Here is a 25,958-nt window from a genome sequence, read left to right as displayed (position 1 = left end):
AATTCAATATACGCCAAACTAGAGTTTTACCGGGCTTGGGTTAAACGGGTAACTTTGTGTAGTGATGTTTAAGTGCCGGATACGGCAGTATTACTGTTGGGTGAGTTGGTGGCGCTTCTCGGCATAAGCCTTCAGCGATAACAGGGTTCGGGGCAATCCTGTTTTCAACTGTTTAATAACGCCAGGGCCAAACAGAAAAGCCAGCGCGCCTGTGAACCAGACGCGGTGCAGGACTTCCGAGCCGCCTTCGATCGGAGTGACCGTATGTTCGAAGTGCATGCGGAACAGCGGAATGTAACCCTCTACCGTGAACGATCGCCCCGGCGTACGCTCAGTAACGACCATCGCAACGCCCATGCCTTTGCTGGGAACGATACGGCCTTTGGTGCCGACTGCGAATGGGCCATCTAGGTGGGCTTGTTTGGTGTCTGGATCCCACAGATGCCAGCGATCGACTTCGCTCCATATCTCGTCGATTATCGAAGGCGGGACGGGGATTTGGATGCGTTCTTCGATTTGCATGACTGGAGTGGCTCCTGACTGGTTTATACGTGGTGGGTGTTGATTTGCGTCGAAAACTGACCCACTTAGCCGCATAATTTGCATCCAAAACTGACCCACGTTTAGAACACAATCCTACTTACCAAAGTGAGTAGGAGATATGGAGTGATCGACGTGGCTTTACTTGGAATTATTCGACGCTGGCACCTTCGTGACCAGGTCTCATTGAGGGAAATATCCAAACGACTGGGTATCTCCCGAAATACCGTCAGACGTTATCTACGCTCGGAAATTGTCGAGCCGGCCTATGCTGATCGACGTTCCCCAACATCTCTCGACAAATATGCGTTCAAGCTTTCAGCCTGGTTAAAGACCGAGGCAGCGAAGTCTCGGAAGCAACGACGGACTTTGAAACAGATGCACATCGACCTATGTGCTTTGGGATTTGAAGGTTCGTATGATCGGGTTGCAGCCTTCGCTAGACAATGGAAGGTGGATCAATTGGAGAGGGTCAATTCTGCGAGCAAATCAACATGCGAAGGATCAACTCCCCCGATGACTTGCTTTCGTGCTGCTTCTCTTTTTTCTCTTGCAGCGGCTAGCGAAATGTCAGGATAAGTACCCAAGGCAAGCGACTTCTCTTTACCGCCGAAATAGTATTTCATTCGCCAATACCGACCACCGTTCGGTTTCACCAAAAGGTACATACCTGCGCTGTCGGTCAGTTTGTATTGTTTATCTTTGGGCTTCGCATTACGGCAAACAGTGTCAGTCAACGGCATAGGGGTATCTATAATCGGCTTATAAAAAAGTACCCCGAAAAATACCCCCTATTTTGTCGGAAGTAAATGAACTTCCTCGAACGCCACAAAACAAAAAACCCGCGTCAGCTCTTGGCTACACGCGGGTTTTTTAAACTTCTTTGCACTTCTTAAAACATGGTTCTGGCGGAGAGAGGGGGATTCGAACCCCCGGTAGGCTATGAACCTACACACGCTTTCCAGGCGTGCGACTTAAACCACTCATCCATCTCTCCTGAATCTGGTCTTCGCGGACTGCTTTTTAGCGAAGCCGCTGATTATAGCAAAATTTTCCTGAAAAATGCCCGTTTTCCTGCTTTCCCGCCCCTTCCCCCATAAAAAAACCGCCGCAGCGGCTAGCTGCGACGGCTTTTTTGGCGACTACCGGTAGTCTTTTTTACTGCTGTTTTTACTGTGCCTGCTTGAGTTGCTCAAGGATCGCCGGGTTTTCCAGAGTGGAAATATCCTGCGTGATGACTTCGTCCTTGGCCAATACGCGCAAGAGGCGACGCATGATTTTGCCCGAGCGGGTTTTCGGCAGGTTGTCACCGAAGCGAATTTCCTTAGGCTTGGCGATAGGGCCGATTTCTTTGGCTACCCAGTCACGCAATTCCTTGGCGATTTGCTTGGCTTCGTCGCCGCTAGGACGTGAGCGCTTGAGAACCACGAAAGCGCAGATGGATTCACCTGTGGTTTCATCCGGCTTACCGACGACTGCAGCTTCGGCCACGATAGGATTAGCAACCAGCGCTGATTCGATTTCCATCGTACCCATGCGGTGACCGGAGATGTTGAGCACGTCGTCAATACGACCAGTGATGGTGAAGTAACCGGTTTCTTCATTACGGATCGCACCGTCACCTGCCAGATAGGTACCGCCACCCAGCTCATGCGGGAAGTAGCTTTTCTGGAAGCGTTCAGGATCGTTCCAGATGTTACGGATCATCGATGGCCATGGGCGTTTGATGACCAGCAGGCCGCCTTTGCCATTCGCCAGGTCATGCCCTGCTTCATCCACTACTGCCGCTGCGATACCTGGCAACGGCAAGGTGCAGGAACCCGGCACCATAGGTGTCGCGCCCGGCATAGGCGAGATGACGTGGCCGCCGGTTTCTGTTTGCCAGAAAGTGTCGGCGATCGGGCAGCGTTCGCCGCCGATGTTTTTGTAGTACCACATCCATGCTTCCGGATTGATAGGCTCACCGACCGAACCCAGCAAACGCAGGCTGGATAGATCGTATTTGCTTGGATGCACGGCCGCATCTGCATCAGCCGCTTTGATCAGCGAGCGGATGGCGGTAGGCGCGGTGTAGAAGATGGTGACTTTGTGCTTTTGCACCATGTCCCAGAAACGACCTGCGTTCGGGAACATAGGCACGCCTTCGAATACGATTTGCGTCGCGCCGCATGCCAGCGGACCGTAGGTGACGTAGGTGTGGCCGGTGATCCAGCCGATGTCGGCGGTACACCAGTAGACATCGTCCGGCTTGATGTCGAAGCTCCACTTCATGGTGAGCATCGCCCACAGCAAATAACCACCAGACGAGTGCTGCACGCCTTTTGGTTTGCCGGTGGAGCCGGATGTGTAGAGGATGAATAAGGGATGCTCGGCGCCGACTGCTACCGGTGCGCATTCTGCTGCTTGCTTCTCTACCAGCTCGTGCAACCAGATGTCGCGGCCTGCGACGAAGTTGATGTCACCGCCGGTGCGTTTGTAGACGACCACTTTACGGATGGTGTCACAGCCGCCGAGCGCAAGCGCTTCGTCGACGATGGCTTTGAGTGGCAGGTTTTTACCGCCACGTACCTGGTAATCAGATGTCAGCACGGCGACTGCACCCGCATCGATGATGCGTTCCTGCAGCGATTTGGCCGAGAAGCCACCGAATACGACCGAGTGCGTTGCGCCTATGCGGGCGCAGGCCTGCATCGCGGCGACACCTTCGACCGACATCGGCATGTAGATGATGACGCGATCGCCTTTTTGTATGCCCAGTTCTTTCAGGCCGTTGGCAAATTTGCAGACGCGTTCGTACAGTTCTTTATAAGTGACACGTGTCACCTTGCCGTCGTCCGATTCAAAGATCAGCGCGACTTTGTCGGCGTTACCGTTGGTCAGGTGACGATCCAGGCAGTTGTAGGAGACGTTGAGTTCGCCGTCCTCGAACCATTTATAGAAAGGCGCATTCGACTCGTCGAGTCGTTTGGTGAAAGGTTTGCTCCAGATGACGTTCTGTTGCGCCAGGCGCGCCCAGAATCCTTCGTAGTCTTCCGCGGCTTCAGCACATAGAGCGTTATACGCATCCATGCCGCTGATGGCGGCATTGTTTACGAAATCTGCAGGCGGATTGAATACCCGCTCCTCTTGTTTGAAGCTCTCGATGCTGGACATTGTCCCCTCCAATATGGATTTTATTTGTTACTCACAATATGCTTTTACGCTTACTGAAGCCTTACACGATTGTGACCTCGTGGTCAGGCTCCGACAAGCTGAAATCGGCGACCCGTACCGCACAGGAAAACGGCCTGCACGTGTAAAATGCAGACTTCCGTTTTATCCCTAGTTACTCCAACGCATCTCATGAAACCATCTGTATCTACTGACGAATTGCCAACAAAACAGCCTATACCGCCGCTGGCGAGACTTATTTTCATGACGCGCTGGCTACAGTTGCCATTGTATCTGGGTCTGATTTTGGCGCAATGCGTCTATGTTTTTCATTTCTGGGTCGAATTATCTGATTTGATCGGCGCCGTACTCGGCAATCCTGATTCTTTGCAGCACATCCTGGACGCGGTGGCGATCCCGGGCGCAGCCAAACCAAGCAAGCTGAATGAAACGACTATCATGCTGGTGGTATTGGGCCTGATCGACGTGGTGATGATTTCCAACCTGCTGATTATGGTGATCATCGGTGGTTACGAAACCTTTGTTTCACGCATGAACCTGGAAAGCCATCCGGATCAGCCGGAATGGTTGTCACATGTAAATGCATCCGTACTGAAAGTAAAACTGGCAACTGCGATCATCGGTATTTCATCGATCCACCTGCTGAAAACCTTTATCAACGCTGCCGCTTACGATACCAAGACCTTGCTGGCGCAAACCGGCATACATATAGTGTTCCTGTTGTCCGCCATGGCGATTGCCTACAGCGATCGCATCATGGCCCAGACTGCCGCCATCAGCGACTCCCATTAATCCTCTTTCTCTAGCCGACACTGCCATGACCATCATTAAACAAGACGATTTAATCGAATCCGTTGCAGCAGCCTTGCAGTACATCAGCTACTACCATCCGCAGGATTACATCCAGCATTTGGCACGCGCATATGAATCGGAGCAAAGCCCGGCAGCGAAGGATGCGATTGCACAGATCCTGACCAACTCGCGCATGTGTGCCGAAGGCAAACGCCCGCTGTGCCAGGATACCGGCATCGTCAATGTGTTCCTGAAAGTGGGCATGGGCGTGCGCTTTGAAGGCTTCTCCGGCTCGGTGACCGACGCAGTCAACGAAGGCGTGCGCCAGGCCTATAACCACCCGGATAACACGCTGCGTGCATCCATCGTCGCAGATCCGCATTTCGAACGTAAAAACACCAAGGACAACACCCCTGCCGTGGTGCACGTGGAGTTGGTACCGGGCAATACGGTCGATGTACAAGTCGCAGCCAAAGGCGGCGGCTCGGAGAATAAAACCAAGTTCGTCATGCTGAATCCATCCGACTCGCTGGTCGACTGGGTCATGCAAACCGTGCCACTGATGGGCGCAGGCTGGTGCCCGCCAGGCATGCTGGGTATAGGTATCGGCGGTACCGCTGAACGCGCGATGCTGATGGCGAAACAAGTGTTGATGGAAGACATCGACATGTACGAGCTGAAAAAACGCGGCCCGCAAAACAAGACAGAAGAATTGCGTATCGAGCTGTGCGACAAGATCAACTCGCTGGGCATAGGCGCACAAGGTCTGGGCGGCCTGACCACTGTGCTCGACGTGAAGATCATGATGCACCCTACGCATGCAGCATCGAAACCGGTCGCCATGATCCCGAACTGCGCGGCGACACGCCATGCGCATTTCGTACTCGACGGCTCCGGCCCGGTTTATCTGGACCCGCCTGCGCTGTCCGACTGGCCTAAAGTCAACTGGATGCCAGATACCGAGCAATCGAAACGCGTAGATCTGAACACCCTGACCAAGGAAGAAGTCGCGTCGTGGAAACCAGGCCAAACCCTGCTGCTGAACGGCAAGATGCTGACCGGTCGCGATGCCGCACACAAACGCATACAGGACATGCTGGCCAAAGGCGAAAAACTGCCGGTCGATTTCACCAACCGCATTATTTATTACGTCGGCCCGGTTGATCCGGTGCGTGACGAAGTCGTTGGTCCGGCCGGTCCGACCACTGCGACCCGCATGGATAAATTCACTGAAATGATGCTGGCGCAAACCGGCCTGATCTCGATGGTCGGCAAGGCCGAACGTGGCCCGACCGCGATTGAAGCAATCAAGAAGCACAAATCGGCTTACCTGATGGCGGTCGGCGGTGCCGCTTACCTGGTATCGAAGGCAATTAAAAACGCCAAGGTACTCGGCTTCGAGGACCTGGGCATGGAAGCGATTTACGAGTTCGATGTGCAGGACATGCCTGTCACGGTCGCAGTCGATTCCACCGGTACTTCGGTGCACAACACCGGGCCTAAGGAATGGAAAGAAAAAATCGAGAAGATCCGATTGAACGAGATTCCTGTTTCTGCAGTCTGATCCGGCACATTCACATAGAGAGCAGAACGATACTGTGAGCTTTTCCGCTTATCCTGACCCAGTTGCAGCCGACGCGCCGATAGGAATCTTCGATTCGGGCGTCGGTGCCTTATCAGTATTGCGCCACATCCAGGCGCGTTTGCCATCCGAGCATTTGCTGTGTTTTGCTGATTCCGGCCATGCGCCGTACGGCGGCAAATCAGATGCCGCGATCATAGAGCGCACGCTGGATATCGCTGCCTTCCTCTCGACCAGAAACATCAAGGCGATTGTCGTCGCCTGCAACACCGCGACGGCAGCGGCGATCGAAGCACTGCGCCAGCATTATCCAAAACTGATCATCGTCGGTGTCGAACCCGGCCTGAAGCCGGCCGCCGTGTTCAGCAAAAGCGGCAAAGCTGGCGTACTGGCAACCGCCAGCACCCTCGCCAGCAGCCGCTTCATCGCGCTGCGTGACCAGATCAGCACCACTACCGGTATCAGTTTCCTGACGCAAGCCTGCGTCGGCCTGGTCGAACAAATCGAAAAAGGCGAGCTGGATACGCCAGAAACCGTCGCCATGCTGGAGCGCTATGTCACGCCGCTGCTACGCGGTGGTGCCGATACACTGGCGCTGGGCTGCACACACTACCCTTTCGTCCAGCCGACTATAGAAGCCATTGCGCAGCGCGAGAGCGCTGTACCGGTCACCATCATCGATACCGGTGAAGCTGTGTCACGTCAGCTTGAGCGTCTGCTGCAACAACGTGGCCTGCAACGCTTTGAAACCGCGCCTGGCTCACTGCAAGCCTTTACCACCGGCAGCCTCGAAGCTTTGGTAAATGCCTTCGCAAATCTGCTGAACCAGCACCCGACCGTGACGGAAATGCCCGCCAAAACAGCGGCTTAAGAAAAATTCAGCTGATTTCTTGAATTGATTTGCCAGCTGCGTATGAATTTTGTATAATGCGCAGCTGTCCTGCAGAACATTGCAAGGCAGATCGTTGTAAATCAGTGGTGGCTGTAGCTCAGTTGGTAGAGTCCAGGATTGTGATTCCTGTTGTCGTGGGTTCGAGCCCCATCAGCCACCCCACTGAACCCCATACATCAGCATGTAGTCCCTCGCTGAAAACACGCTTCCCCCCAAATTCGTAAAGTAATGCACAAGGACAATGGTCTTTGTTGGATATTTCTTGCGCAAAAATCTACATCCGATCATTTGCGCAAGATGCCATCCATACACTATTAAAAGACCCAGCGATAACTGGCCGCCAGCCAGTAAGTCGACATTTCACCTTCTGTACTCGCATTTAACATCACATTCGCGATACCGCCACCGACTTTGGCTTCCAATCCGAGCCCGGCGCGCAGCCAGTTCCGTTTCAAATCATGTCCGCGAAAAGCAAAAGCGCCTCCGCCCGCTCCGAGCAGTACACCACTGACTGTCGCGGCCTGGCTTTCAAAGCGATGCGCAGCTTCCAGGCGACCGAGCACGGTGACCGTCGGGCTGATTGAATGTACTGCATCCACGCCTATATGCGCGGTGGTCGCATTTTCCGTGCGCTTGTTCCACAACACGGGAAAGCCATCTCCCTGCTCCGTATAGCCATCCATCCGCGTTTTCATATACGTCAGGCTGGTGTAGGGCGTCAGGCGCGTCTTGCCTGCGCTGATCGCATCCATCCAGTCCAGCCGCAGCCGTATGCCTGCTGTTTCCGTATCCGGATTACCGTAAGCATGTGTCAATACACCGGCATTCCGATAAGCACGATCTATCCGCAAATCACCCTGCCCGTAGTAAGCGCTGACGGTAGCCAGCATGGCACTATTCGGCAGCCACAGGATCAATTCGGGTAATAGATAAGTACTGCGTGCCTTGGTATCACCACCCAAGCCGGTATTTGCGCTGCTGTAGGTACGACCCAATGCAATATTGAACTGCATCGCTTGTGTCGGACGATAGCCATAACCGACTTCAGCCAGACCTTGTTTGCTGCTGTAAGCATCGTGCTCCTGCCGTCCGACATCGCCGGCGGTCCATATATTGGCTCGCCCTACCGGCAACAAGGAGCGCATGGGACTGCCATGGGCACCATGCAAGACATCGGCATCCTTTGCCCCGAGCAAGGCTGAGTTGGCAACACTCTGCAAGCCTGCGTTGAACTCTGGCACATCGATCAGGCCGGAGGTGGCACGGGCGATAAAAGCATGGCCGTTATCAAGCTGTCCGACCACTACATCACCTGCCGCGTTGACATCGGTCGCGACACGGGTATTGAAGTGCACGACCTTGACGCCATTGGCTATCAGCCAATCCTCAATGGTCTGCATACCACCGGCCTCGGTCCAGCGAAAAGCGCGGACAGCGCCGCTGCTGATCTCGGATTCACCGACCACCACGTCGCCGATGTCATTAATGCCTCTGGCCGTGGAGTTATTGCCACCCAGCGTACCGAGATCCTGCATCTTGCCGCTGCCTTCTGTCCATAGAAAAGCATGGCGAAATCCATTGTTGACGCCCGGAACACCGTTGATGCTCTCCACATAATCGGCATAACCAACAACGACATCGCCGGCAGCATTGACAGCTATCCCTTCCGAATTGCTACCACCCAAAGTGCCGAGGTCATCCATTGTTCCGCTGGCGAACGTCCAGCGAAAAGCACGATAAGCGGCATCACCCCTGAGATTCGAAGTACCGACCACCACATCGCCGACTTTGTTGACGGCAAAGGCATTGGCTTCTGTCCCACCCAATGTACCCAGATCAGTCATTTTTTGATCGGCTGCCGTCCACCGGAAAACGTGACGCTCTTCGCTACTTGTGTTGGCACCACCGACCACCACATCGCCGGCCGCATTGACTGCATAGGCAGCAGATAAGCTGCCACCCAAAGTACCGAGATCAGTCATCTTTTGATCGGCTGCTGTCCAGCGGAAGGCACGCGTCACACCAGCACTGGTATCCGATTCTCCTACCACCACATCACCCGCGGCATTGACACCGTTAGCCAAGGAAAACACCCCGCCCAAAGTCCCGATATCATCAATCTTGCCGCTCGACGCATTCCAGCGGAAGGCGCGATAATAAGCGCCCCTGCGGACAAAACCCACTACGACATTACCGTCGGTATTGACACCGCTGACAACCGACGAACCAGCACCTATGCCCTGGTCCGCCAGATCAATCAAATCCGTTGCCGCTGCCTGCTGAGATGTGGCCAGAGCCACTAAAAACAGGCATATAACTGTCGCGAAAGGCATAACTTTAAGCCCGCTCTGCGCACCGCCACTAAAACTCATATCACTCTCTCCTATGCTCGAATGTGAAATCACCCTGATTTCATGTGCAACGATTCAACGTTGGCGCGAGCATAGAAAATGAACAAACAAAAATATTGTACGAATCTCCTAATTTTGGATAATCGTCCCAACAAAAAGCAAACAAATGCTAACAGCCGGCAGGAAGTTTGATTGCGCGCTACATAGTGTAAAAAACAGCTTTTTATAGCCCTGCATGTGCTTATTAGACCAAGGTAAGACAAATCTTGTTTTGATATAAGTCTGATGCCAGGAAGTCGAGTCTCAATGGTGCAGAATCTGCCCTTGCTTCAACAAACAAATAAAGCAAGATCACACCATCCCAAGCCTACCCCGCCACAATCAAGATTCAACTTCCCGGACACTCGCGAAAAAATCATATTGCATGGATCAAGCAGCCGTTTTCAAGGCACTACTGTAAATGGCTTGAAGACCTCTGCCCCGCTAGCACCGCGATATGCAATGGTGTAACTCGTCGCACCGGATAGTTCGAGGCGACCGCTGCCAACGTTAACCGTTACACCCTCTTGCACCGGCAAGGACGTGAGTGTGAAATTACCGGGCGGTGAAGTCGCCATCAATTGAAACGTCTCGCGGTCACCATTACTGGCCGTGATTTGTACCGGTACCGACGCTTGTCCGGCGCGGCCACACTGCCCTTATGACGGCATTGGTACACAGGTGCAATCAGACCAAGCGAACTACTGCCGACTTCGGTAGACGCGCTATGCTCTCGGAGAAAGCATAGGGAAAGAAATGCTGGAAATATCGGAAGTTGTATTATTTTTGAACCATCATCCCGATAATCTTCAGGGAGATACGCATACATGAAAAATTGAGCGCGGACATAAGAAAGACGCGAGCATGCTTCATTGATCAATGAAGCATGCTCGCGCAAAGCACTGTTGGATACTTACAGGCGCAAAGAAATCATGTGTAGTTGTAAGCTACGATTTTCCAGCTCGAGAAAAATATAATTAAAAAATTTTGTCGCTATGCAGGTAATCGACTGCAATTGCATTGATGGCCGCGAGGCGCACTTCTGCGTTACCACCCTGTGCCGCGACGATGCGGTGCAGGTAATCCAGCATCGCGGTCTTGGCTTTACGGGCGACTTCTACCGTCACGGCTTCTTCTTCGTACAGCATGACGTAGGAACGGGCGAAGTTCGCGATCAGGAAATAAGCGGCGGCGTTAGCGGAATCTTTTTCTATCAATGGCAGGCATTGCGCGCGCAACTCAACATACGCATCGGTACCTGCTTCGCCTGATTCGAACTGGCTGACTATCTCTGCTAAATTCATTTTCACTTCCAAAAAGGTCGGTTAAATTCACTTTTCAAAGCAGCAGTCGCGGAGGACTTTTTCTTTCGCCTTGAGGACATATTGTACCTAAGCTGTCAGGCTATGCACGCCCGGCGTGAATTCAGGTGTTAATCGGCAGCGCGCATAAAAAAACCGTCGCAAGCGACGGCTTTTTCTTTACACGATCTGATACAGATCAGTGACCGGACAATGCAGCTTCAGCAGCAGCATTTTGTTTGCGGATTTTTTCTTTTTCAGCTTCTTCAGCGCTCAGTGGAGCTGCTGGATCTGCGCTTGTTGTTTCTGCTGCTGGTGCTGCAGGCGCTGCAGGTGTGTGGCTTTCTGCGCCACAACCAGCCAACATCATAGCCAATGCGAATGCTGCGAATAATGCTTTAGTCATTGCTCTTCCTTCTGGATAAATGATTCTATGTATTTGCAAACGCACGCTAACACCCGCGTCTGCCACGCGTACTTACACGACGAACATTGCATACGCCACTGAAGCCTCTGATGCGAATATATGAGATGTTAAGAAAATGGTAAATTGTGGAATCCACTTAGCCTCACCTCCGCGCTATCCCAATACGGCTGCGGTTTCTACGTATATTGTGTAGTCATATGATGTGTGTGCTGCAACAAAAATCATGTGCAATCAGGTGCGCGAACCATAAGAAAGAAACAAAGATGAAACCTTGCTTGCGCAAGTTATTAAAACTGTCTGTACTCATCATCAGCGTGGTACTCATCACCGTACTCGCAGTACGTGCTTATGACGTACATGGTGGACCATCACTGCAACTCTGGCATACACATGTGCCGCATGAGATGTCGCGCAAGGAAATCGCACAAGCAGATTGGGTTGCGTATATCGCTGCTGAAAATGCAGTATTCGATGAAGTCAAAAGAGAAGTCACCGACAAGCTGGAAGCAGATGTACGTGTACCCGGCAATCGCTACTACACCGATAGTCCGATCTACCCGGGACATTTCAAGCAAGACTGGAATCGCTCCTTCCTGCTGGAGCCACAAGGTAGCCCACGTGGTGCAGTCGTGCTCTTACATGGACTGACCGATGCGCCATACAGCCTGCGTCATATCGCCAACCTGTATCAGCAACGCGGCTACGTCGTGGTTGCCATACGCATGCCGGGTCACGGTACCGTACCGGCAGGATTGACAGATGTTGAATGGCAAGACTGGCTGGCGGCGACGCATCTGGCAGTGCAGGAAGCGCGACGCCGCGTACCTGCCCCCCCTGCCCTTGCAGATAGTCGGTTACTCCAATGGTGGCGCACTGGCGCTCAAGTACACGCTGGAAACACTGGACGATGCGAAGTTGCCGCGACCCGATAGGGTAATTTTGATTGCGCCCATGATAGGTGTGACGGAGCTGGCGCGCTTTGCAGGTGTATTCGGCTGGCCGAAGATTTTCCCGGCCTTTGCCAAAGCTGCGTGGCTGGATATCGTGCCCGAGTTCAATCCATTCAAATACAATTCATTCCCTGTAAATGCGGCGAGTCAATCGTCTTTACTGACGCGCAATCTGCAAGCACATATCGTGCGTGAAGAAGGACGCCTGCAACAACTGCCACCGATACTCACCTTCCAGTCCATCGTCGACTACACCGTCAGTACACGTTCAGTCGTCAATAGTTTGTATGCACGCTTGCCCGACAATGGCAGCGAGTTGGTGCTATTCGATTTGAATCGCTATATCAAGTTTGGCCCCTTGCTGCGTTCCGGTAATCATTTGCAGGCAGATCGCTTGTTGCCACCGGCACCGCGCAATTTCACATCTACCGTGATTACGAATGCAGGCAGCGATACGCGTGATGTGAAGGAACTGAGCACAGCAGCAAAGAGCAGCAATGAACAACGGCGCGCATTGGATCTGGCATTCCCGGCCGATGTGTTTTCACTGTCGCACCTGGCCCTGCCGTTTCCGCTCAGCGATCCCTTGTATGGCACGCAACCGGATAATAGCGATGACTTCGGCGTGAATCTGGGTGCAATGGCGATACGTGGCGAGCGCGGCGCCCTTATCGTCAGTCAGGATGCGCTGACGCGCCTGATGTCGAATCCCTTCTTTCCCTACATGATGGGGCGCATAGACGAAGGTTTAAGTCTGCCGGATAAGCACTGATTGAGGACTAGCCCGGCCATTAGGCTATCATTGCGTATTGGTCCACACTGAGGATCTTCACCGAGCTGCATTATCATGACGCAAACCCTGATCGACACCAAGGCACTGGAACAGGTGCTGGAAGAATTTGCCGAAGCGCGTAACTGGCGCCAACATCATTCACCGAAGAACCTGGCGATGGCGCTGACAGGTGAAGTCGGCGAGCTGGTTGAAATTTTCCAGTGGCGCAGTGAAGAAGACTCCTGGCACGTCGCGCAAGCGCCGGAAACCGCCGAGCACGTGCGACAGGAGCTGGCCGACGTCGCCTTGTACCTGATACGCCTGGCTTCGGTATTGAAGGTAGACCTGAACGCTGCGATCCAGGACAAGCTGGTAATGAACGCACAAAAATATCCGCCGCTGTAACAGCCGTCACCTACGTTTTGAATCATCCTGATATTTCCCATGACAGATACACCTTTCAACTCCAGAAAAAATCCCGCTACGACTTTTACCGAATGGTTGCGTGAACAAAACCAGGACAACTGGGATGCCGCCATCAATCACCGTTTCATCGATGAACTGTTTGCAGGCAGCGTCGCTACCGATGTACTGCAACACTATCTGGTACAGGACTATCAATTCATTGATCGCTTTGTCGCCTTGCTGGGTGCAGCGATTGCCAGCGCTGATCGCTTTGAATCACGCGTACGACTGGCACGCTTTACCGCCATGATTACCAGCGACGAAAACACTTACTTCCTGCGCGCATTCGATGAACTCGGCCTCCCGGCTAAACATCGCAATGCACCTCAACTGACGCCGCAAACCAAGGCTTTCCAGGATTTGATGACGGAAGCAGCGCAGAGTCAAATCTATCCACTGTGCTTGTCGGTGCTGGTGGTTGCCGAGTGGCTGTACCTGAGCTGGGCTGATCGTCCGGATGCCCCATTGCCACCGCGCTTCATTCACGCCGAGTGGATTACGCTGCACAACAATCCGGCTTTCGCTGACTTCATAGGCTGGTTGCGCTCCGAACTGGATCGTACCGGCGCAGCGCTGGATGCCGACGGACAGGCACGCAGCGCCGACATGTTTGGTCGCGCCGTCAAACTGGAACGTGACTTCTTCGATCACGTCTACAGCCCACTCCAATATTCTTGAACCACCGCCCGCTGATGCGTTGCGGGCAACCCCGTTATAAGGAAGACCATGTCTTTTACTGCTGAAATCTGGAAAAAGAATGCGGCCTTGTTTGAAACAATCCGCACCATGCCATTCAATCAGGAACTCGCTGACGGCACCCTGAGCCAAGAACGTTTCCGTCATTACATGATCCAGGATGCGCACTACCTGGTCGCTTTTGGTCGCGCACTGGCGGTCGCCGCCGCCAAGGCTGACAATGCCGACGAAGTGGTGCAATTCGCCAGCGCCGCCCACGGTGCGGTCGTGGTGGAGCGCAGCCTGCATGAGGATTTCATGGAGCAATTCGGCGTCAGTGCGGAGACCTTCGCTGCCACACCATTGTCGCCAGCCACGCACCACTACAGCAGCTTCCTGCTGGCCAATGCATGGAGCAAATCCTATCCGGTAGCGCTGGCTGGTTTATTGCCATGCTTCTGGATTTACGCCGAAGTCGGTCGCGACATCATCGGTCGTGCCGCCAAGAACAATCCCTACGACTCCTGGATTGCCACCTACGCTGGCGATGAATTCCATACGCTGGTACGTGAAGTAATCGCCACCGTGGATCGCGTTGCTGCTGTCGCCAGCGAAGAAACACGTGAGGAGATGCATATTGCCTATACGCATGCCGCCAAGCTGGAATGGATGTTCTGGGATTCGGCTTACCGTCTGGAGCAATGGCCGGTCTGAATTAGTGTAGTCTGATACTTAGCTGGTACTTAGTTTCCCATCACCTGACAGGAGATCGCCATGGACGAAGAAAATTTCAACCTCAGCATGCGCAAGTTTTTGAAAATGGTGGGCGTCAGCTCACAGCATGAAATCGAGAAGGCAGTCGCTGCCGCGATCGCTGATGGCAGCATTAAAGGCACGGAATCCTTTCCTGCCAAGGTGACGCTGGACGTTGCAGGGATCAAGCTCAACGTCAGCTTTGATGGCGAGATACGCCTGCAATAAGAGTTAGTAAGCAGCCACCATACAAAAACGGATGTGCATCACTGCACATCCGTTTTTTAATTTCTGCCTACCCTGCTGTGATACTTACCACTTGTACGGCGGGATCGCGATACTGACCAATTCATTGATTTGTGTCTGCTCTGCAAAATGCCCAGGATTGCTCTCAGCTGCGGCCTGTCGTGCATGCGTGATCATAAATAAGCCACCGATAACGGTGATTGCGCATACCAACAGCGTGTAGTGAAGTTTTCTCATAGTGGGTTCTCGATTCAAAAAATGGGTGTCACAGAATCACGGCAAGGTGCTGATAATCTGATCGCTACCTACGGTAATCTGCGGCCCGAAAGCCAAAATATTGGCATGTGCATGCCATGTCTTTTCACTACTGTCTCGGCTCATCTTTTGCTTCTTTCCCAACCATGGATTACGTTTATTCCTCTGCAGGGAATTTTCCTCACCCAATGCGTGCACGAACTCAGGCGTAAAGATGCTGGGTTCTGTTTTGTTGTATGCATAGCCTTCGTTCTGGATTTTATTTCCCAGGTAACGCAGTGCTTCCATTCGTTTTCGTTTCAGGATTTTTTCAGTGCGTTCAGCTTGATGTTCAACGATTTCATGGCGCATATTCACGTAGCCTGGCCATTCGATATCGCCCAGACGTTCGGCGATAATTTGCTTGAACATTGTCGATGTGTCGTCTGCTGTGCTTGGAAGAATGGACATGATCGCCTCTGATCTGATTTATTTAATATCTAAATCCTTATGTCATATTCAGAACACCCGCATGCTGCACCGTCCCTGCCCCGCCGTTGACTGACGTTTACAGAATCTGCAGCAGGGTATGAGTATCGTAGCTGTGGGCAAGGTCAGCTCATATAGGACAGAAGCGCAAGTTCGTGTAGGAAAAGATGAAGAAATGCAAACTTCCTGCCATAAATGCGATATGTCAGATGCCATCTAAAGACAGCTGTCAACCCTGCTGTTGTCTTTTGGTAATTTCACACTCATCAAACAAATACGCGCGCAATTTCCTGTAGGCTTGTGAGTCAGGACTAACTCAACATCGCACCATGCCTAACGACGAAACAGCTGTTAAGACCACTGCGCCCATCCCCAAACTCGCTATTCCCGCCCTTTCACTGGCCGCCTTCGGCAGCGCGATTTCATTGCGTGTCACCGATCCGCTGCTGCCGCGGCTGTCGCAGGAATTTGGCATTTCACTCGGGAATGTTTCCTACGTCATTACCGCGTTTTCCATCGCCTACGGTATTTCACAACTATTCTTTGGCCCGGTCGGCGACCGCTTCGGCAAGTATTTCGTGGTCGCCTGTGCCTGCGTCGCCTGCGCGCTGACTTCATTGTTGTGTGCGCTGGCGCCCAACTATCCACTGCTGCTGGTCGCACGCTTCCTGGCTGGTGCGACGGCGGCAGCCATCATTCCGCTGTCCATGGCCTGGATAGGCGACGTCGTACCCTATGACGAGAGGCAGCCGGTACTGGCGCAATTCCTGATCGGCCAGATTGTCGGGATTTCCGCCGGGGTCTTGTTCGGCGGCCTGGCAGCCGACTATCTGAGCTGGCGCGTGCCGTTTTTCAGCATTTCGTCATGTTTCGTGCTGATCAGCATTACATTGTTTTCCTACAATCGCCGCCTGCCCGCCTATGCGCTGACCACACACAAGGCAGAAGGCGCTGTGATACGCCGCATGATCAATGAATTCAAGCAGGTCTTGTCGACGCCATGGGCGCGCGTGGTTCTGTTTACGGTATTCCTCGAAGGCGGCTTCCTGTACGGTGCGTTTGCGTTTATCGCCACCCATCTGCACCACGTGCACCATCTGTCACTGACCAATGCCGCGTCGCTGGTGATGCTGTTTGGCCTCGGTGGCCTGCTGTATGCCAGCACCTCACGCAAGCTGGTGCGTAACCTTGGTGAAAAAGGTCTGGCGCGCTGGGGCTGCATCGTGATTGCCGCATCCTTCCTGACCATCGGACTGGCACCGGTCTGGTGGTGGGCGATACCGGGCTGCTTCGCTGCCGGCCTGGGTTTCTACATGCTGCACAATACCTTGCAGATCAATGCCACCCAAATGGCGCCCGAACGACGCGGTGCGGCCGTATCCACCTTTGCATCCTGCTTCTATATGGGGCAATCAGTCGGTGTCGGTATTGCCGGCTTGATGGTTGGTTTGATGGGCACCACCACCGTTATTTGCATAGGCGCCATCGGCGTATTGCTGACCGGACTCAATTTCAGTCGCCTCAAGGCCGCCAAGAACTGAGGCTGCGGCCATGCGCCGCGCCAGCGATTTTCTTGCGGCAACTGTCGTTAGCGATATACTGATAGTGCACACTATCGCTAATCAGGAGGCTATATGTATCGCAAAATTCTGGTCGCTTACAATGGCACACCCGAAAGCCGTTCCGCCTTGCAAGAATGTGTAAGGCTGGCGCCGACTCCTGCTACTGAAGTGCATTTGCTGGTCGTCGTCAGTCCGCCTCAATCCGTCGTCATCGGTGAATATGCGATGGTTTCCATGCTCGGCGTCGAAGAGGAAATCGCGGCGGAGCGACAAAAAATGGAAGATGAGCTGAACATCGGCCTGAATTATCTGCGCGATGCCGGTTTGACCGTGCAGACTCACCTGGAAGTAGGTGAACCGGTACCGATGATTTCAGACCTGGTAGATAAGCTGGGCATAGAATTGGTGATCGTCGGTCATTCCCGTCAGCAATCACTGGCCATGCGCTGGTGGCGCGGCTCTACCGACGCCTTGCTGGTAGAAAAAATCCGCTGCAGCCTGCTGGTTGCCAGCGATCCGAATGAACCGGTAAAAGCTTAAAGCGGACGGTGACACATCTTGTTACAGTCTTTACCAAATCGCTGTGGCAGGACGCCCCGATTAGGCGTTAAATACCATCATCATCAGTGAGATAGTCATGAAAAATATAGTGAAGCTTTCCCTTGCCGGCCTGATAACAGGCGCAGCCTTGCTGGCTGCGGCACCGGCAATGGCGGGCGGCGGCCATTGGTCGGTGAATGTCGGCGTCGGCCTGGGCGGCGGCGGTTATGGTGGCTACGGCTACTATGCGCCACCACCGATGTACTATGCACCGCCGATGAATAACTACTCCAACTACTATGCACCACCAGTAGTGTATGGCAGCGCGGTACCGGTTTATCAACCGCCACCACCTGTCTACTACGCACCGCCTCCTGTGATCGTTTATCGCAGTGCACCGCGTTACTACCCATACTATGGTCCGCATTACCGTAACCCGGGTCCACGTGGTCACGGCCCGCACGGCAACCACGGTCATCGTTAATCATCGTTAGTTGGTACCGCGATTATTTGACGATAACGTGCACAAATAAAAAAATGGCTAGCTTTTCAGGCTAGCCATTTTTTATTGCGTCAGCACTTTGCTTGGGCATAGTTGGTCTGCAGCTTACCTCCAGCCACGATAACCGTGACCGTAGTAGCGTGGGCCGTGGCCGTAATAGCCGCGCGACCGGTACTGGAAACCGAGGTTAATCGACGGCGTCACATACACAGGTGCCGGTGCAGCATAAACCGGGGCGGCAACGTAACCTGGTTGCGCGTAGTAACCATCGTTATAAGGCACTACCGCACAACCACCCAGTGCGGCTAGCGCTACCAGCGAAATTGTGAGGCGTTTCGCCATGCCTGGTGTAATTGATTTCATCGTAACCACCTTTCTTCGAACCTCTTGTGTAGAGAGCATTGCAGCGTATGTGTCGCCTTTGCCCTCAGTCCGATATTTATCTCGCTCGCATGGAAGTGCTACTGAAAAGCCATCCTTGCTTTAGCTTACAGCGGCGCTATCGGGTACGCCGCTGCCTGCATTTATTCCTACGACTTAGCGACGATAGTAATCACGTCCATACGGTTCGTAGTCCACACGTCGCTCATTGCCACGGTAATACTGGCCGCGATACGCATCACGCTGGGCGTAGCCGTCGCGATAGTAAGGGCGTTGATACACCGGTGCCGGGCGATAGTAATGTTGTTGCTGCGGCTGGTAATACGCTTGTGGCTGACGACCGTAGTAACGATCATCACGATGGCCGGAAGAAGCACTCGCGCCGACTACCGCACCGAGTACACCGCCGACGATCGCTGCATCCTGTCCACCTATGCTGTTACCGATGACGGCACCGACCACAGCACCGAGTGCCGTGTTGACGCCACGATTGTCTGCAAAGGCAGTGGTCGACACTGCAGCAGTCGCTATCAGGGCAATACCGATCAGTTTCTTGTGCAACATAGCGTTTCCTTTTATCCGTCGCGGAAACCAGATTTGGTTTCAATAATCGCTTCGCCATGGAATCACTATATAGATCGCCTGCGTAAAATCCACGAGGGAAATAGTCTTTTACAATTGTAAAGATGTATGAAGACAGAGCTCTGCCGCCAGACGCTAAGGCCTGGCGTTTGCAGAGTGATACGGGGGGAAGTGTGATGACAGATGCAAGTATTGCATCTGTATTTAATTCAGCAGGACAACAAAATGAAGATCAGAGATTAACTTCGGAAACAATCTTCCATTGCGCGCCTTCTTTCGCCCAGTACTGGCGTTTGCGCGTAACGTGCTTGCCCTTGCCTATCGTCGCTTCCTGCGTGAAAGCAGCAACGATTAATTCTTTCTGGTCTTTCTGATCCGGATAACGGAACAGTGTCACATCACGCAAGTTCACGCTGATTTTGCGCGCACCCAGATTGGATTGCTGCACTTTATCCAGCCAGTTATTCAGGTTCTGTCCACGCATTGCTTTGAAGTTGCGCGAATAATGACGGCGCAACAATTCAGGATTGGTGGTTTCCAGATCAGCGCGCCAGCTTTCCAGCATCTTGTTGGCAGCCTGTTTATCCGCTTCCCATTTCGCCTTGCTGACGAACTTCAGGTCTTCACTAATGATGACCGGTGTATTGCCGATCTCGACCGAAGCAGACAACTCCTTCAGATCAGGATTCGTCAACACCACGCAACCATCGGATGACAGCGGTGGACGGCTGTAACTATCGGACGGTGTCCCGTGCAACCAGATCCCGGAACCGCTACGGCCATTCGCCTTATCCCATTCGTTCGGATAATTAATAGGCAATGCACCCGGACCGTAGAACTCCGGCAGACGTGCGCCCGGCAAACGTGCTGTGATGTAGTACACACCCAGCGGCGTCTTTTGGTCGCCTTCCTTGAATTTGTTAACTCCCAGCCGGCCCTGGCTAATGTAGTAGTCGCTGGTCAGTTTGAATTGACCGTTGGCACGTTGATAGACATACAGGCGCGAGCGCTTGGCATCAACCAGCAGAATATTCTTCTGGTCTTCACGCATTTGCAGGATGGCGCGCGGAATCATGTCCGGGTCCGGACGTTCGCGCAGCGACTTCAGGCGGACGATCGCTTCATCACGCAAATTATCCAGCTTGTCGGCTGGTGCATTCGGTGCGGCGCCAAAGGTTTTGATAGGACGTGTGTGCAACAACAACAGATCGCCGCGCACCAGATGGCCGAGACGGAAGGTAGGATAAGCCGCTACCAGTGCATCCGCTTTGGCTTGTGCATCACGCAAACGATTTGCCGCCAATGCCTTGTAAACATCGATCAGCATGATTTCCGGATCAAGGCGCGCCGGTACGCCTGGCTTGCTGCCATTGGCCCAGGCCGGTGTCGCCATAACACTGGCGGCGACTACCAAGCCTAAAGCAGAACTACTTGCCTTATATCCGATACGACGTGCGATAAATCGCAATTGTGTGCACAAACAAACCATCAGCTACCCGAACGCTCCTGCTTGATATGCCATTTATTGCCTTGCCTGGTCATGACCAGGGTTTTGCGGCTATTGGCTTTGGTACGATCAGAATCGTAAATCTGACGGAATTTTACAGTAGCTGTGTTGCCGCTGACGGTGACTTGCGGTGTTTCTATCTTCACGCTGATGCGCCCCTTGTCTTCAATCCGGGCACGACGCTCATCTGCCCAGTCCTTGCGCGACTGGCCTGGTGGCAAAACAAAGTCGCTGGCGTAGGCATTCAGATAAGCCTTCACATCACGTGCGCTCCAGGCCTTGGCCCATGCGTTCACCGCGCTCATGACTTGTTCGCGCTCAGCTTCGGCAGCCGCATTCGCTTTGGCCTTGGCTTCACGCTTGGCGTCTGCTTCTGCTTTCTGGGCGGCTTTTTGCGCGGCCAGTTGAGCTGCTTTTTGTTCTGCTAATTGCTCAGCCTTGTGATCAGGCTTCACTTCCGGCTTGGCTTCTACCTTAGGTGTTTCCTTGACTACCGGCTTAGGAGCAGGCTCCGGTTTCACCGGTTCCGCACGCATTGGCGCTGGTGCCGGAGTCGGCGCTGCCGCCACTACCGCTACTTTAGGATTGGTGCCGCCTGTGGTATTACCGACCAGGGTACGCACCATCGTCAGCTTGGATTTAGCTGCGGTATTGTTGTTATCGAGTTGTAAAGCCTTGTCATAGGCCTGGCTTGCCAATTTAGCATGTACGTCACCCAGGTTTTCATACGCAGTGGCGTAAGTCGGGTTGGTACGTATCGCCATATCCAGCGCGGTACGTGCCTTGTCGTATTGGCCGCTGGACGCGTACAGCACCGCCAGGTTGTTATATGGCTCTGGCAGCGTAGGGTAATCTTCTGTCAACTTGGTGAAAATCGTGATCGCTTCTGCCGACTTGTTTTGCTCGGTCAGGATCACGCCTTTCAGGAAGCGCATCTGCGCATCACGCGGATTCTTGCTAAGGAAGGCATCGGCCTTCGTTAACGCCTGTGCATGCTGGCCGGCACGCAATAACTGGGACACATCCGACAACTCATCAGCAATCGCCGAAGAAGCATAAAAACCTGCAACAAAACCGATAGAGACGAGGGCACGGCTCAACGCGTGGCGTAGGCCTGAATGAGGGATGCGACGCGACGCAAAGAACATGGTTTTCCTTATTATGGTTGTGGGGTAAATGCGCACAGCCGATATAGTACGACAAACCGCTCAGCTTCCACTATCGATTGCTATAAGGAAATGTGGCTGCCTGACTACGTTAACGGGCGTTTGGACGGGATGATGCTCAATTTCGGGCTGTGTGGCGATTTAGCGCTACTAATTTACAACTGCAAGCACGGTAGAGAATGCCGCCAGGTATGGCGCTCGCCAATAAAAAAGGAGATACAGCATACGGCTGTATCTCCTCTCCTCCCCTGACTCTCCCTATACGAACTGTGCCGCTTTATATTCCTGCGCCTGTTTTCAAGAAATTACTTGGTCGGTGCCGCAGGCAGCGTGGTCAATGCATACGACATTTGCAGGTTGGCGACCGGTGCCGCCACTTCTGCCACCGCGTTGCTGGCCAGTGGCGCAGCTACAGTATGTGCCGCCACAGGTTTGGCGCCCAGCATTTGCAAGCCATTTCCCTGCACCGCCCACACTGCGAGGCCGGCACAGAGGGCAAAGCCTGCCGCTACCGCCATCCACGCACCAGCGCGTGATTTGACCGGCAAGGCAACCATGGATTCTGCCAGTACTGCCTCGGCACGCATGCGCCATTCTTCGTTTTGCTCGCCCTGGGTGCTGATACGTTGCAGCAGTTCATGCGCCACTGCTTGTGCTTCAGTTTGTTCGCGTTCCAGGCGGGCCTGATTGATTTTCGACAGTTCCAGCGCAGCAGCAGCCGACTTTGCCTGTTCCTGTGCATAGCTGAGCGCCATGCGTTCAGCTTCCAGTTGTGCTTCCTGTGCCAGGCGCGCTTCGGTTTCTGCTGCCAGACGCTGCTGCGCCAGTTCGGCTACTTCCAGTTCTGTAATCGCTGCTTGTTCGGCTTCGGTGCAGGCACGTTGTTCAGCTTGCAGCTTTTCTTGCATCGCGGTCAGCGCGATTTCGCTGGCTTCTGCTTTTTGCAATTCCAGTTGCTGTTGTTCCTGCAGCAGCTCCAGCGCCAGTTGTTCGGCGCTGACGCGTTGTGCTTCGATTTCTGCCAGCTCACGGGCTTCTTGCGCCTTGCGTTCTGCCAGCTCGCTCAGGAGGCGTTGTGCTTCAGCTTGTTGCGTCTCCTTTTCCAGTGCTTCCTGCTCGGCCGCAATCGCGGCTTCGGTCGCAGCACGCAATGCCGCTTGTACCTGTTCACGGCTACGCAGGATGCCGGTTTGCTCCTGTTCAGCACGCGCGCGTGCTTCGGCTGCTGCCAGCGCAGCCTGCTCGGCCTGCATTTTTTCCTGTGTTGCTTGCAGCAAGGACGCAGCTGCTTGTGCCCGTTGCTGCTCGGCTTGCAATTTCTTCTCGATCGCGTTCATCGCCTGCTGCTCGAGATTGGCGCGCTCGCGTTCTGTCTTCGCCAGTTCCTGTGCCTGCTGCGCTTTTACTTCAGCAGCGGCCGCTGCCTTGCGCTGCAGCTCAGCCTGTTGCTCGGCAGCTTCCAGTGTTTGTTTTTCTGCGGCCAGGCGCACAGCGCTGGATGCACGCAATGCCTCTTCCGCTGCGCTACGTGCTTGCAAGGTATGCGCTTGCTCGTGTTCGAGCAGGATGCGTGCTTCCGCTTCTACCCGTGCTTTTTGTTCCAGCGCCAGCTTTTGCTGCATCGCTGCCAACGCTTGCTGCTCGGCGGCGCTGCGTGCCTGCTCTTGCTGTGCCAGTTCCAGCGCCTGCGCTGCGCGCTGCTCGGATGCCAGTGCGGCGGCTTGCTGGAATTCGGCACGTGCCTTGGTTTGTTCCAGCGCGGTGCGGGTAGCAGCGCATTCCACTTCGCTGGCCTCACGAATTTTTCGCTCTTCCAGTTCACGTGCACGCAGCATTTCCATGTTCTGCAGTTCTGCTGCTGTACGTGCTTCTGCTTCCGCTTGCGCAGCGGCTTCGATCTGGCGCTTTTCTTCCAGCGCCTGCACGGCCAGTTCTTCAGCTTCGGCACGTTCGCGTTCAGCGCGTGTCAGCTCTACCATCTGACGGGTTTTTTCCAGCTCGGCACGAGCTGCCTTGCGCTGCATCTCTATTTGCGCCCTGGTTTGTGCCAATGCATGCTGTTGCGCCATTTGTTCCGCTTCATGGGCGGCGCGCAATTCCTGGTCAGCTTGCGCCTGCGCTTCCAGCAGGGCTGCGCTTTCCTGATTTGCGCGGTCACGTGCTTCAGATGCTGCTTTTGCGACCCGTTCTTTTGCAATTCTTTGGCGATGGCTGAGCAATTCCTGCTGTACTGCATCCGCGTGCGCACGTTCAGCTGCCAGCTTTTCCTGCATGACTTGCAGCGCTTTTTGTTCGTCCTGCAGACGTTGTTCCTGCAACTTGCTCAGTTTCACTGCTTCATGTGCTTTTGCCAGCGCAGCGTCTGCCGCTGCACGTTTGTGGTTGGCTTCGGCTACGGTTTGTTCCAGCGTCAGCTTGATGGCTGCGCTTTCGGCTTCCTTGGCGGACAGGTTTTGCTGCTCCGCTTCTTCTTTCAGACGCAGCAAGGTGGCTTGTTCCTGATCCGCTTCTGCATTCGCCGCGATGCTGGCGGCAACGGCCGCTGCCGCCTGTTTCTTCGCTTGCACGGCTGCCAGCGCAACTTGCTCAGCTTCAGCACGCTCACGTTCAGCATTCGCCAAAGCCAGCGCTTCTTCCGCTTTCTGCGACGCGGTTTCTGCCAATTGTTGTTGCAGGTTCAGGCGTTCTGCGGCGCGATCAAGTGCGACCTTTTCAGACGCTGCACGCGCTGCTGCCATCGACGCTGCTGCACGTTCCATCGCGACGCGCTGCTCGGCCAGTTCACGCGCACGCAGTTCTTCTTCGGTACGTACGCGAGCAGCGGCTACCGCCTGTTGCTCTGCAATTTCGCGTTGGCGTGCTTCTTCTTCACCGCGCGCTTCTACCGCGATGCGCGCACGCACCTGTTCATCTGCCTGATGCTCAGCTTCTACGCGAGCGACGGCAGAATTCTGCAATTCTTTCTCAACCTGGATACGCGCTTCAGTCGCAACACGGATGCGTTCTTCCGCTTCACGGCGCGACTGGGCTGCCACTGCCGCCATTTTTTCGACGTGTTCACGACGTGCCGCTGCCGCTTGCATTTCGGTTTCGGCTTGCATACGCATCTGGATCGCTTCCAGTGCACGCTGCTCGGATTCGAGACGGGCTTGCGCGATGTTGTGTTGTTCCTGCTCGGTTGCCGCACGTGAGAGTGCTTCTTCACGGGCGCGGACTTCTGCCGGTACGCGGCTGAGCATGGTGGCCAGCGCTTTGCTGTCGGCTTCTTCGCGTTGCTGGCTCAGAATGACCGCATCACGACGTGTGCTGAGCAGCGATTTATTGGTTTCCAGCGCCAGCTTTTCGCGGCGTGCATGTTCACGTGCCAGCTCCGCTACACGCGACTCCAGGCGGGCGCGCTCTTCCGCATCTTCCTGTGCGGCACGGGTTGCTATTTCAGTGGCGGAAATACGTTCCGCTACCTGGCGACGCATGTCTTCAGTTTCTTGCGCGAGTTTTTCAGCCGCAGCGGCTGCGCGTGCGCTCAGTTCACTTTCTTCGGCGATTTGTTCGACGGTACGCTTGCGCGCCAGTTGTTCTGCCTTGGCGCGGCCTATGGCGATGATGCCCAATTGGGTATCGGCTTCAGTGCGGGCGCGCAGTTCGGCGATTTCCTTGTTGACGGCGATGGTGCGCGCTTCACTCGCAGCACGTGCCTGGCGCTCCGCTTCCAGGCGGGCGCGGCTGGCAGCGATGGCTTCCTCGGCTGCACGTGCATGTTTATTGGCTTCGGCGATGGCTGCCGCATCGGTCTGTACGCGGTCTTCGGCCAGCGAACGGGCATGCGCTTCAGCATAGGCGCGGTTTTCAGCTGTTACGGTCGCCTTGGCTTCCGCTTCCACCCGTGCAATCGCTTCACGTATCGCCTTGAGATCCATGCCGCCGACACGTGCGCCACTTTTCGGCACATCTATAGTGCTGTCTATGACGTCGTCGTTCTCTGCAGCCGTCGCTTGCAGTGAAAGATTTTTACGCAGTGCCTGGTTCATTTCCATCGTGG

General features: G+C 54.2%; 24 protein-coding genes, 2 tRNA genes and 1 pseudogene. 14 read left to right on the top strand and 13 right to left on the bottom strand.

Annotation, left to right across the window (positions count from 1 at the left end):
* Window positions 1–90: 90 nt before the first annotated feature.
* A complete protein-coding gene (locus H7U06_RS06350) occupies window positions 91–522 on the bottom strand; it encodes an SRPBCC family protein (RefSeq protein ID WP_175625344.1) in 432 nt (143 codons plus the stop codon).
* A gap of 144 nt (window positions 523–666) precedes the next feature.
* Between H7U06_RS06350 and H7U06_RS06345 the strand changes: the two are divergent.
* Window positions 667–1,035 (top strand): annotated as a pseudogene (locus H7U06_RS06345) (helix-turn-helix domain-containing protein); the annotation flags it as partial.
* On the opposite strand, the gene H7U06_RS06340 reads toward H7U06_RS06345, so the two are convergent.
* The 3 genes from H7U06_RS06340 to acs form a co-directional block, all read right to left on the bottom strand.
* Window positions 999–1,283, bottom strand: coding sequence for an Arm DNA-binding domain-containing protein (locus H7U06_RS06340; protein WP_175625343.1), 285 nt, complete (start codon window positions 1,281–1,283; stop codon window positions 999–1,001). The pseudogene H7U06_RS06345 and the gene H7U06_RS06340 sit on opposite strands and share 37 nt — an antisense overlap.
* Window positions 1,284–1,446: 163 nt before the next feature.
* Window positions 1,447–1,537: transfer RNA gene (locus H7U06_RS06335), tRNA-Ser, on the bottom strand.
* A 173-nt stretch (window positions 1,538–1,710) separates the two neighbouring features.
* Complete coding sequence (gene acs / locus H7U06_RS06330; protein ID WP_175625342.1) at window positions 1,711–3,693, bottom strand: acetate--CoA ligase; 1,983 nt, start codon at window positions 3,691–3,693, stop codon at window positions 1,711–1,713.
* A gap of 189 nt (window positions 3,694–3,882) precedes the next feature.
* Here acs and H7U06_RS06325 point away from each other — a divergent pair, with 189 nt between their 5' ends.
* The 4 genes from H7U06_RS06325 to H7U06_RS06310 all read left to right on the top strand — a co-directional run bounded on the left by H7U06_RS06325 (window position 3,883) and on the right by H7U06_RS06310 (window position 7,139).
* Window positions 3,883–4,503: a YqhA family protein gene (locus H7U06_RS06325; RefSeq protein WP_175625341.1), complete on the top strand. Its 621-nt coding sequence runs from the start codon at window positions 3,883–3,885 to the stop codon at window positions 4,501–4,503.
* Window positions 4,504–4,528: 25 nt separating this feature from the next.
* The gene (locus H7U06_RS06320) at window positions 4,529–6,067 is read left to right on the top strand and encodes a fumarate hydratase (RefSeq protein ID WP_175625340.1); all 1,539 of its coding nucleotides are present in this window, start codon (window positions 4,529–4,531) and stop codon (window positions 6,065–6,067) included.
* Window positions 6,068–6,101: 34 nt separating this feature from the next.
* Window positions 6,102–6,956: a glutamate racemase gene (gene murI / locus H7U06_RS06315; protein ID WP_175625339.1), complete on the top strand. Its 855-nt coding sequence runs from the start codon at window positions 6,102–6,104 to the stop codon at window positions 6,954–6,956.
* A gap of 107 nt (window positions 6,957–7,063) precedes the next feature.
* A tRNA-His gene (locus H7U06_RS06310) sits at window positions 7,064–7,139 on the top strand.
* A gap of 152 nt (window positions 7,140–7,291) precedes the next feature.
* Here H7U06_RS06310 and H7U06_RS06305 read toward each other — a convergent pair.
* The 3 genes from H7U06_RS06305 to H7U06_RS06295 all read right to left on the bottom strand — a co-directional run bounded on the left by H7U06_RS06305 (window position 7,292) and on the right by H7U06_RS06295 (window position 11,074).
* Window positions 7,292–9,238: an autotransporter domain-containing protein gene (locus H7U06_RS06305; protein ID WP_254873156.1), complete on the bottom strand. Its 1,947-nt coding sequence runs from the start codon at window positions 9,236–9,238 to the stop codon at window positions 7,292–7,294.
* A 1,106-nt stretch (window positions 9,239–10,344) separates the two neighbouring features.
* On the bottom strand, window positions 10,345–10,671 hold the full coding sequence (locus H7U06_RS06300) for a hypothetical protein (RefSeq protein ID WP_175625337.1): 327 nt from the start codon (window positions 10,669–10,671) through the stop codon (window positions 10,345–10,347).
* A 196-nt stretch (window positions 10,672–10,867) separates the two neighbouring features.
* The gene (locus tag H7U06_RS06295) at window positions 10,868–11,074 is read right to left on the bottom strand and encodes a hypothetical protein (protein ID WP_175625336.1); all 207 of its coding nucleotides are present in this window, start codon (window positions 11,072–11,074) and stop codon (window positions 10,868–10,870) included.
* A gap of 284 nt (window positions 11,075–11,358) precedes the next feature.
* On the opposite strand from H7U06_RS06295, the gene H7U06_RS16300 reads away from it, so the two are divergent.
* The 6 genes from H7U06_RS16300 (at window position 11,359) to H7U06_RS06270 (ending at window position 14,938) form a co-directional block, all read left to right on the top strand.
* The gene (locus tag H7U06_RS16300) at window positions 11,359–12,027 is read left to right on the top strand and encodes a carboxylesterase (RefSeq protein ID WP_254873155.1); all 669 of its coding nucleotides are present in this window, start codon (window positions 11,359–11,361) and stop codon (window positions 12,025–12,027) included.
* Window positions 11,936–12,817, top strand: a complete 882-nt coding sequence (locus tag H7U06_RS16295; RefSeq protein WP_254873154.1) for a hypothetical protein — start codon at window positions 11,936–11,938, stop codon at window positions 12,815–12,817. Before H7U06_RS16300 ends, H7U06_RS16295 begins: the two co-directional genes overlap by 92 nt.
* Window positions 12,818–12,892: 75 nt before the next feature.
* Window positions 12,893–13,222 (top strand): nucleotide pyrophosphohydrolase, encoded by a 330-nt coding sequence (locus H7U06_RS06285; RefSeq protein WP_175625335.1) that lies wholly within the window; start codon window positions 12,893–12,895, stop codon window positions 13,220–13,222.
* 39 nt (window positions 13,223–13,261) lie between these two features.
* On the top strand, window positions 13,262–13,960 hold the full coding sequence (locus tag H7U06_RS06280; protein ID WP_175625334.1) for a TenA family protein: 699 nt from the start codon (window positions 13,262–13,264) through the stop codon (window positions 13,958–13,960).
* 48 nt (window positions 13,961–14,008) lie between these two features.
* Entirely contained in the window at window positions 14,009–14,671 is a 663-nt protein-coding gene (tenA, locus tag H7U06_RS06275; protein ID WP_175625333.1) for a thiaminase II, read from the top strand.
* A gap of 60 nt (window positions 14,672–14,731) precedes the next feature.
* Window positions 14,732–14,938 (top strand): DUF6494 family protein, encoded by a 207-nt coding sequence (locus H7U06_RS06270; RefSeq protein ID WP_175625332.1) that lies wholly within the window; start codon window positions 14,732–14,734, stop codon window positions 14,936–14,938.
* A gap of 291 nt (window positions 14,939–15,229) precedes the next feature.
* On the opposite strand, the gene H7U06_RS06265 is transcribed toward H7U06_RS06270, so the two are convergent.
* On the bottom strand, window positions 15,230–15,661 hold the full coding sequence (locus H7U06_RS06265; protein ID WP_175625331.1) for a hypothetical protein: 432 nt from the start codon (window positions 15,659–15,661) through the stop codon (window positions 15,230–15,232).
* A 347-nt stretch (window positions 15,662–16,008) separates the two neighbouring features.
* On the opposite strand from H7U06_RS06265, the gene H7U06_RS06260 reads away from it, so the two are divergent.
* The 3 genes from H7U06_RS06260 (at window position 16,009) to H7U06_RS06250 (ending at window position 18,265) form a co-directional block, all read left to right on the top strand.
* Entirely contained in the window at window positions 16,009–17,220 is a 1,212-nt protein-coding gene (locus tag H7U06_RS06260; protein ID WP_175625330.1) for an MFS transporter, read from the top strand.
* A 93-nt stretch (window positions 17,221–17,313) separates the two neighbouring features.
* Complete coding sequence (locus tag H7U06_RS06255; protein WP_175625329.1) at window positions 17,314–17,781, top strand: universal stress protein; 468 nt, start codon at window positions 17,314–17,316, stop codon at window positions 17,779–17,781.
* 97 nt (window positions 17,782–17,878) lie between these two features.
* Window positions 17,879–18,265 (top strand): hypothetical protein, encoded by a 387-nt coding sequence (locus tag H7U06_RS06250; RefSeq protein WP_175625328.1) that lies wholly within the window; start codon window positions 17,879–17,881, stop codon window positions 18,263–18,265.
* A gap of 123 nt (window positions 18,266–18,388) precedes the next feature.
* On the opposite strand, the gene H7U06_RS06245 is transcribed toward H7U06_RS06250, so the two are convergent.
* From H7U06_RS06245 to H7U06_RS06225, 5 genes are all read right to left on the bottom strand, one after another.
* Window positions 18,389–18,646, bottom strand: coding sequence for a hypothetical protein (locus H7U06_RS06245; protein ID WP_230089649.1), 258 nt, complete (start codon window positions 18,644–18,646; stop codon window positions 18,389–18,391).
* Between the two features lie 174 nt (window positions 18,647–18,820).
* The gene (locus H7U06_RS06240; RefSeq protein ID WP_175625327.1) at window positions 18,821–19,228 is read right to left on the bottom strand and encodes a glycine zipper 2TM domain-containing protein; all 408 of its coding nucleotides are present in this window, start codon (window positions 19,226–19,228) and stop codon (window positions 18,821–18,823) included.
* A gap of 250 nt (window positions 19,229–19,478) precedes the next feature.
* Entirely contained in the window at window positions 19,479–20,639 is a 1,161-nt protein-coding gene (locus H7U06_RS06235) for a murein L,D-transpeptidase family protein (protein ID WP_230089648.1), read from the bottom strand.
* A gap of 95 nt (window positions 20,640–20,734) precedes the next feature.
* Entirely contained in the window at window positions 20,735–21,901 is a 1,167-nt protein-coding gene (locus tag H7U06_RS06230; RefSeq protein ID WP_175625326.1) for a tetratricopeptide repeat protein, read from the bottom strand.
* A gap of 323 nt (window positions 21,902–22,224) precedes the next feature.
* A complete protein-coding gene (locus H7U06_RS06225; protein WP_175625325.1) occupies window positions 22,225–25,953 on the bottom strand; it encodes a hypothetical protein in 3,729 nt (1,242 codons plus the stop codon).
* Window positions 25,954–25,958: the final 5 nt, after the last annotated feature.

This window comes from Herminiimonas sp. Marseille-P9896, assembly GCF_903993245.1.
Classification (GTDB): domain Bacteria; phylum Pseudomonadota; class Gammaproteobacteria; order Burkholderiales; family Burkholderiaceae_D; genus Oxalicibacterium; species Oxalicibacterium contaminans.
The sequence above is the reverse complement of the archived record's forward strand: the minus strand, read 5'-3'. Positions and strand labels throughout refer to the sequence as shown.

Bases quoted from the DNA above. Each gene is read 5' to 3' on its own strand.
- H7U06_RS06265 (WP_175625331.1), bottom strand. From the start codon at position 15,661: ATGTCCATTCTTCCAAGCACAGCAGACGACACATCGACAATGTTCAAG.
- H7U06_RS06270 (WP_175625332.1), top strand. From the start codon at position 14,732: ATGGACGAAGAAAATTTCAACCTCAGCATGCGCAAGTTTTTGAAAATG.
- H7U06_RS06245 (WP_230089649.1), bottom strand. From the start codon at position 18,646: ATGAAATCAATTACACCAGGCATGGCGAAACGCCTCACAATTTCGCTG.
- H7U06_RS06325 (WP_175625341.1), top strand. From the start codon at position 3,883: ATGAAACCATCTGTATCTACTGACGAATTGCCAACAAAACAGCCTATA.
- H7U06_RS06350 (WP_175625344.1), bottom strand. From the start codon at position 522: ATGCAAATCGAAGAACGCATCCAAATCCCCGTCCCGCCTTCGATAATC.
- H7U06_RS06230 (WP_175625326.1), bottom strand. From the start codon at position 21,901: ATGTTCTTTGCGTCGCGTCGCATCCCTCATTCAGGCCTACGCCACGCG.
- H7U06_RS06280 (WP_175625334.1), top strand. From the start codon at position 13,262: ATGACAGATACACCTTTCAACTCCAGAAAAAATCCCGCTACGACTTTT.
- H7U06_RS06320 (WP_175625340.1), top strand. From the start codon at position 4,529: ATGACCATCATTAAACAAGACGATTTAATCGAATCCGTTGCAGCAGCC.
- tenA (WP_175625333.1), top strand. From the start codon at position 14,009: ATGTCTTTTACTGCTGAAATCTGGAAAAAGAATGCGGCCTTGTTTGAA.
- H7U06_RS16300 (WP_254873155.1), top strand. From the start codon at position 11,359: ATGAAACCTTGCTTGCGCAAGTTATTAAAACTGTCTGTACTCATCATC.
- H7U06_RS06285 (WP_175625335.1), top strand. From the start codon at position 12,893: ATGACGCAAACCCTGATCGACACCAAGGCACTGGAACAGGTGCTGGAA.
- H7U06_RS06295 (WP_175625336.1), bottom strand. From the start codon at position 11,074: ATGACTAAAGCATTATTCGCAGCATTCGCATTGGCTATGATGTTGGCT.
- H7U06_RS06250 (WP_175625328.1), top strand. From the start codon at position 17,879: ATGAAAAATATAGTGAAGCTTTCCCTTGCCGGCCTGATAACAGGCGCA.
- H7U06_RS06340 (WP_175625343.1), bottom strand. From the start codon at position 1,283: ATGCCGTTGACTGACACTGTTTGCCGTAATGCGAAGCCCAAAGATAAA.
- H7U06_RS06300 (WP_175625337.1), bottom strand. From the start codon at position 10,671: ATGAATTTAGCAGAGATAGTCAGCCAGTTCGAATCAGGCGAAGCAGGT.
- acs (WP_175625342.1), bottom strand. From the start codon at position 3,693: ATGTCCAGCATCGAGAGCTTCAAACAAGAGGAGCGGGTATTCAATCCG.
- H7U06_RS06225 (WP_175625325.1), bottom strand. From the start codon at position 25,953: ATGGAAATGAACCAGGCACTGCGTAAAAATCTTTCACTGCAAGCGACG.
- H7U06_RS06255 (WP_175625329.1), top strand. From the start codon at position 17,314: ATGTATCGCAAAATTCTGGTCGCTTACAATGGCACACCCGAAAGCCGT.
- H7U06_RS06235 (WP_230089648.1), bottom strand. From the start codon at position 20,639: ATGGCGACACCGGCCTGGGCCAATGGCAGCAAGCCAGGCGTACCGGCG.
- H7U06_RS06240 (WP_175625327.1), bottom strand. From the start codon at position 19,228: ATGTTGCACAAGAAACTGATCGGTATTGCCCTGATAGCGACTGCTGCA.
- H7U06_RS06260 (WP_175625330.1), top strand. From the start codon at position 16,009: ATGCCTAACGACGAAACAGCTGTTAAGACCACTGCGCCCATCCCCAAA.